Below are 6123 nucleotides of genomic sequence, written 5' to 3'. Positions count from 1 at the left end.
ATGTGTAGGAGTTGACGAGTGCAACGAGGCTGCGATCTTTCGCGGTCAGTGGCCCCAGATAAGCTCTTCAGTCCAGCCCAGTTCGGCGAAGTCTTCGGCGCGCAATGCGCTTTCGCCGACACAGAAAAATTCATCCAGTTGCGGTGGCGTCACCGCCGTGCCGCTGAGCATGGCGTGCACCTGGCCGCGATGATGGATCTGGTGTTCGAACAGGTGCGAGAGCATGCGCAGACGGCTGTCATGTTGCGGTTCGTCGCGAGCGATAGTGACGATTCTCGGTAGATCGGCATCGCGCAGTTGCTCGCAATAAGCGATCAGCCGGCGATCGACGCGTGCCTGTTCCTCGCGCAGTGCGGCAGCTTCGGTAAACGGTTCGTCTGTATCGAAGAACACGTAACAATCCGGGTGCGGCTCGTCCCCGCGCAATTCGCGTTCCAGCGCGTCGACGTAGAACCAGTCGCAGGTGAGGATGTGATTAAGCGTGAGGCGGATGCTGGGGAAGAAGCTCACCCGTGGCGCGGCCAATTCAGTGGCGTCGAGCCGGGTCCAGGCCTTGGCCAGGCGATGGTTGGCCCAGGCATTCTGGTAGGCCATGGTCAGCAAATGATGGGACAGCGGTTGACTCATGTCAGTGCCCTCTTCTTTCAGGCTTCAGCGAAGCGCTGCAATTGCATCTCCTGCAAACGGCTGAGGGTGCGGCGGAACGGGAATTCCAGATAGCCCTCGGTGTACAGCGCATCCATCGGTACGCTTGCCTCGACGTACAGCGGCACCTTGCGGTCGTAGCATTCATCGACCAGCGCGATAAAGCGGCGAACGCCGTCATCATGCACCGACAACTGTGGCAGTTCCCGGTCGCCGGCGACCACGCGCTCAGCACCGTCTTCGGTGCCGCGTGCGATACGTCCTTCGCGTTTTTGTGCGCTGAGGTTCGGCACTTCGCTCAACAGAATAGCCCGGTAGCGATCACACAGGGCGATGAAGTCCATAGCGGCGAAAGATTGTTCGCACAAATCGCTGTAGCGGCACCACAGCACGGATTCGCTGGCTTGCACCACGTTGAGTGTGCGGTGGCCCACGGCCACTGGCTCCTCGCTGACAGTCTCATCTGCAGCCAGCGATTTGAACACGGCCTCCAGTGCGCTCGGTAAAACATCCGCACGAACAAAATAACGCTGCTCGATCGTCCCCGGATGCAAGCGATGATCCTCGGCGCCATTTACCGCGACCACGGTCATGTGCGCCTTGATCGCCGCAATCGCCGGCGTGAAACGGTCGCGGTTGAAGCCGTCGGCGTATAGATCATCGGGCGGCAGATTGGAGGTGCAGACGATCACCACACCTTCATCGAACATCACCTGAAACAGCCGGCCGAGAATGATCGCGTCGCCGATGTCATTGACGAACAGTTCATCGAAACACAGCACCCGCACTTCGCCGGCCAGCTCTTTGGCCAAGGCGCGCAACGGATCGGCGATGCCACTGAGTTGAAACGAACGCTGATGCACCCAGCCCATGAAGTGATGAAAGTGTTGACGCCGCGCTGGCACCCGCAGGCTCTGATAGAACTGATCCATCAGCCAGGTCTTGCCACGCCCGACCGGCCCCCACAGGTACACGCCGCCGACCGAGCGGGCGCCGGCGTGCAAGGCTTCATGGCATTTTTGCAAGGCCCAGACCGCGTGCTCCTGGGCTTCATCCTGGATGAATCCCTTGTGGTCGACTGCGTATTGCCAGGCACTGAGGGGGGAGTCGAAAGTCATGCGCGGGAGTATGCCACGGGCGCTTTTTCATTGCCGGTCGAGGCACGTTTGATCGTTCCCGCGCTCCGCGTGGGAATGCCTCAAGGGACGCTCCGCGTTCCAGCTCTGGAAGGGACGCGGAGCGTCCCGGGCTGCATTCCCACGCGGAGCATGGGAACGATCAGAACAAGGGAGAGGCAGTAAAACCTGACCTTTCAGGCAGTTATTGCTCGTTGCCCTCGCCGCCCTCTTCCGGCATCCTGCGCCTCCATTTTCTGACCCGGCCCCGCCTCGCGGCGCGCAAAACACCATGACCGCCTCTGAAAAAGCCCCGCGCAACAACGACCTGATCTACGGCCTCAACGACCGTCCGCACCTGACCGCCACGGTGTTCGCCGCGCTGCAACACGTGCTGGCGAGTTCGGTCGGCATCATCACCCCGACCCTGATCATGGGCGGCGCCCTCGGTCTGCACAGTGAAATCCCCTACCTGATCAGCATGGCGCTGTTCGTCTCCGGCCTCGGCACCTTTGTCCAGGCCAAGCGATTCGGCCCGGTGGGTTCCGGTCTGCTCTGCCTGCAAGGCACCAGTTTCTCCTTCATCAGCGTGATTCTCAGCGCCGGGTTCATGGTCAAGGCGCGTGGCGGTGGCACTGACGAAATCCTCTCGACGATCTTCGGCGTGTGCTTCTTCGCCGCGTTCATCGAAGTGGTGCTCAGCCAGTTCATCGGCAAACTGCGCATGCTGATCACGCCGGTGGTGACCGGCACGATCATCACGCTGATGGGCCTGTCGCTGATCAAAGTGGCGATGACCGACATCGCCGGCGGCTTCGGCGCGCCTGACCTGGGCGCGGCCAGTCACGTATTTCTCGCGGCGCTGGTGATCGGCACCATCGTTGTGCTGAACCGTGTCGACGTGCCGTTTCTGCGTCTGGGCGCGATCGTCATTGGCCTGACCCTCGGCTACGTAGTGGCATGGCTGATGGGCACGGTGGATTTCGCTTCGATGCCCGAGGTGCCGCTGGTCAGCGTGCCGGTGCCGTTCAAGTACGGTTTCAACTTCGATTGGGTGGCGTTCGTGCCGGTGGCGGTGATTTTCCTCGTGTCGCCACTGGAAGCGGCCGGTGATCTGACCGCCAACTCGATGATCTCGCGGCAACCGGTGAAAGGCCCGCTGTACATCCGTCGCATCAAATCCGGCCTGCTCGCCGATGGCCTCAACTCGGCCATGGCGGCGGTGTTCAACAGCATGCCGATGGTGACCTTCGCGCAGAACAACGGCGTGATCCAGTTGACCGGTGTGGCCAGCCGCTACGTGGCGTTTTTCATCGCCGGGCTGCTGGTGTTGCTTGGTTTGTTCCCGATGATCGGCGCGGTGCTGCAATTGATGCCGAAACCGGTGCTGGGCGGCGCTGAGCTGGTGATGTTCGGCACCGTCGCCGTGGCCGGGATCAAGATCCTCGCCGAGGCCGGCCTGCATCGACGCAACATGCTGATCGTGGCGATCTCGCTGGGCATGGGCCTGGGCATCGCAGCGGTGCCGGAAGTCCTGCGCGAACTGCCGCAAGCGCTGCGCAACATCTTCGAATCGCCAATCACCGTTGGCGCGTTGTGCGCTATCGTGCTGAACATCTTCCTGCCGGAAGAATTCATCGAGCTGGAAGAAGATGATTTCGACCCGGAAGCGTCGATTCTGCAGGTCATGGAAAACCCCGACGTCGCCGCCAAAGGTGAACCCGGCCAAGCGGCGGCTGTCGCACAGTTGAACCGCTGACGTCGCGCCTCGAAAACAAGGGCTGCACCGGCGACGGTTCAGCCCTTTTTTTGTCGAGAGATTTTTATGCGCCGCGTCCACGCCGTCATCCTGTCGCTTCTGCTGTTGTCGCTCAGTGCCTGCGCACTGTTTCCCAATCGCGACCCGGTGAACATCAACGTGGTCGGCCTCGAACCCTTGCCCAGCCAGGAACTGGAAGTGCGCTTCGCGATCAAGCTGCGCGTGCAGAACCCCAATGAAACGGCGATCGATTACAACGGCATCGCCCTGGATCTGGAGGTCAATGGTCATTCGCTGGCTTCGGGTGTGAGCGATCAGAGCGGCTCGATCCCGCGTTTCTCTGAAGCCATTGTCACGGTACCGGTCAGCGTCTCGGCGTTCTCGTTCCTGCGCCAGACATTGGGCCTGAGCCAGACGCAAAGCCTCGATAATCTGCCCTACGTGCTGCGCGGCAAACTGGCGGGCGGGTTGTTTGGCACGATGCGCTTTACCGACAGCGGCAAGTTGAGCCTGCCTAAAGCGAGTGCGGCGACTTGGTAAAAAGTTTTCTGATCGGACACCGATCCCTGTGGGAGCTGGCTTGCCAGCGATAGCGGTGCATCTGCCAAAAAGATGTCGACTGACATGGCCCCATCGCTGGCAAGCCAGCTCCCACAGGTTCAAAACAAGTATCAAGGTCAGGAGTTGAACCGCACCCCCGGCTTCGCGCGTTCATCAACGGTCAACTCGAACACATCCGGCCGCGCATAGTGGCCGACCACATCGTAGTCGTACCGCGCGCGGATCAGTTCATCGGTGTCGATTTGCGCCGTCAGCAAACCCGCTTCCCCACGCAACGGTCCAGCCAGCACATCGCCCATCGGCCCGACGATCACGCTGCCACCGGCAATCAACGGTCGATCCCCGGGCCAGTTGGCAATCTCCACCCCCAACGCATTCGGAGAGGCCTGCACCTGACAGGCGCTGACCACAAAGCAGCGGCCTTCGTGGGCGATGTGGCGCATGCTGACCTGCCACATCTCGCGCTCGTCCACGGTCGGCGCGCACCAGACCTCAACGCCTTTGGCATACATCGCCGTGCGCAACAGTGGCATCATGTTTTCCCAGCAGACCACCGCGCCAAGCTTGCCGACCTGGGTGTCAAACACCGGCAAAGTCGAGCCGTCACCCTTGCCCCAGATCAGTCGCTCGGTGCCGGTGGGCATGAGCTTGCGGTGTTTGCCGAGCAGCCCGGCCTGCGGATCGAAATACAGCACCGTGCAATACAACGTGCTGCCGGCGCGCTCGATCACGCCGATCACCAGATTGGCCCCGGTGCGGGCTGACAATCCAGCCAGGGCGTCGGTTTCGGCGCCAGGCACATCAATGGCGTTGGCAAAATAACGCGCGAACGCCTCACGCCCCTCGGGCAGTCGGTAGCCCAATTGGGTGCCGAAGCCCTCGCCTTTCGGGTAGCCACCGAGCAAGGCTTCCGGCATCACCACCAACGCGGCGCCGGATTCGCGGATTGCGTCTTCCCAAGCAAGGATCTGTTCAAGGGTTTCGCCTTTGCCGCCGGGCAAGGCACCGATCTGCAACGCCGCGACTATGGATTTGGCCATCGTGTTTACTCCATCAGGTTCAGGTGTTGCTGATTCTCCAGCGTCACGCGATCATGAATAAAGCCCTACCCACTGCTGAATGATATGAGTCAAATGAATATCGCCGACATCGACCTCAACCTGCTGAAAGTCTTCGAAGCACTGCACGACGAATCCAGCGCCAGCCGCGCCGCTTTGCGCCTGGGCGTAACACAATCGGCAGTCAGCGCGGCATTGCGCCGCTTGCGTGAGGTGTATTGCGATCAGTTGTTCGTGCGCACCGGGCGCGGTCTGGCGCCGACGCTGCAAGCCAATCAGCTGAAACCGGTGATCAGCGATGCCCTGAACAAATGCCGGCAAAGCCTGGCCATGCTTGATCCTGCGGCCAATCAATACGACGGCCGCTCGGTGGCGATCGGTCTGTCAGATGATTTTGAAATTGCCTACGGGCGCCGCCTGATCGAGGAAATCGCCCGTCGTGCGCCGAAGCTGCGGTTGATATTCCGCCAGACCCACAGCCAGATCGTCGCCCGCGCGCTGATGGAGCGCAGCATCGACCTGGCGATCACTGCCGGCGGCTTTTCCGAGCGCCTGCTCAGCCGTCAGGTATTGGGGGAAGGCGGATATGCGTGCCTGGTCGACCCGAGCAGTCTCGCGCCAGGCCAGCAGCAGATCGAGTTGCAGGAGTTCGTTGAACGCGAGCACATTCTGGTGTCGTCGGGCGGCTTTATCGGCATTACCGATGAAGGATTGGCGGCAGTGGGCTTGAGCCGGCGAGTCTGCGCGTCGACCACGCATTTTGCTGCACTGCCCTTTTTGCTCAAGGGCAGTCAGGCGGTGGCGACGATCCCGGCCCACGCCGCCGCAAGTATCGCGGCGCTGAGCGGACTGGCGCTGCTGCCCTGCCCTCTGGCTTTACCGCGCTATCCGGTGGAACTGGGCTGGCGCACCAGCACACAGATCGATCCGGTGCTGGTCAAGGTTCGTGAGGCGATTGCCGCCACGTTCAGCCAGGCGTGAAGCG

At 61.5% G+C, this 6123-nt stretch carries 6 protein-coding genes; 3 read left to right on the top strand and 3 right to left on the bottom strand.

What is annotated here, in order from left to right:
* Positions 1-45: 45 nt before the first annotated feature.
* Both F8N49_RS07320 and zapE read right to left on the bottom strand, forming a co-directional pair.
* Complete coding sequence (locus tag F8N49_RS07320; protein ID WP_151551074.1) at positions 46-627, bottom strand: DinB family protein; 582 nt, start codon at positions 625-627, stop codon at positions 46-48.
* Positions 628-644: 17 nt separating this feature from the next.
* Complete coding sequence (zapE, locus tag F8N49_RS07315) at positions 645-1763, bottom strand: cell division protein ZapE (protein ID WP_151551073.1); 1119 nt, start codon at positions 1761-1763, stop codon at positions 645-647.
* A gap of 289 nt (positions 1764-2052) precedes the next feature.
* Between zapE and F8N49_RS07310 the strand changes: the two genes are divergently transcribed.
* Entirely contained in the window at positions 2053-3519 is a 1467-nt protein-coding gene (locus F8N49_RS07310) for a nucleobase:cation symporter-2 family protein (protein WP_151551072.1), read from the top strand.
* Between the two features lie 66 nt (positions 3520-3585).
* Positions 3586-4059, top strand: coding sequence for an LEA type 2 family protein (locus F8N49_RS07305; protein WP_073474543.1), 474 nt, complete (start codon positions 3586-3588; stop codon positions 4057-4059).
* Between the two features lie 137 nt (positions 4060-4196).
* On the opposite strand, the gene F8N49_RS07300 is transcribed toward F8N49_RS07305, so the two are convergent.
* Entirely contained in the window at positions 4197-5120 is a 924-nt protein-coding gene (locus F8N49_RS07300; RefSeq protein WP_151551071.1) for a carbon-nitrogen hydrolase family protein, read from the bottom strand.
* Positions 5121-5204: 84 nt separating this feature from the next.
* On the opposite strand from F8N49_RS07300, the gene F8N49_RS07295 reads away from it, so the two are divergent.
* Positions 5205-6119 (top strand): LysR substrate-binding domain-containing protein, encoded by a 915-nt coding sequence (locus tag F8N49_RS07295; protein WP_151551070.1) that lies wholly within the window; start codon positions 5205-5207, stop codon positions 6117-6119.
* The last annotated feature ends 4 nt before the right edge of the window (positions 6120-6123 follow it).

This window comes from Pseudomonas sp. GXM4 (assembly GCF_008923895.1).
In the GTDB taxonomy this organism is placed as follows: Bacteria; Pseudomonadota; Gammaproteobacteria; order Pseudomonadales; family Pseudomonadaceae; genus Aquipseudomonas; species Aquipseudomonas atacamensis.
This window is presented reverse-complemented; position numbering and strand designations above follow the sequence as displayed.

What these genes read in the sequence shown, in the direction of transcription:
- F8N49_RS07305 (WP_073474543.1), top strand. Translation starts at nt 3,586, where the DNA reads ATGCGCCGCGTCCACGCCGTCATCCTGTCGCTTCTGCTGTTGTCGCTC.
- F8N49_RS07295 (WP_151551070.1), top strand. Translation starts at nt 5,205, where the DNA reads ATGAGTCAAATGAATATCGCCGACATCGACCTCAACCTGCTGAAAGTC.
- zapE (WP_151551073.1), bottom strand. Translation starts at nt 1,763, where the DNA reads ATGACTTTCGACTCCCCCCTCAGTGCCTGGCAATACGCAGTCGACCAC.
- F8N49_RS07310 (WP_151551072.1), top strand. Translation starts at nt 2,053, where the DNA reads ATGACCGCCTCTGAAAAAGCCCCGCGCAACAACGACCTGATCTACGGC.
- F8N49_RS07320 (WP_151551074.1), bottom strand. Translation starts at nt 627, where the DNA reads ATGAGTCAACCGCTGTCCCATCATTTGCTGACCATGGCCTACCAGAAT.
- F8N49_RS07300 (WP_151551071.1), bottom strand. Translation starts at nt 5,120, where the DNA reads ATGGCCAAATCCATAGTCGCGGCGTTGCAGATCGGTGCCTTGCCCGGC.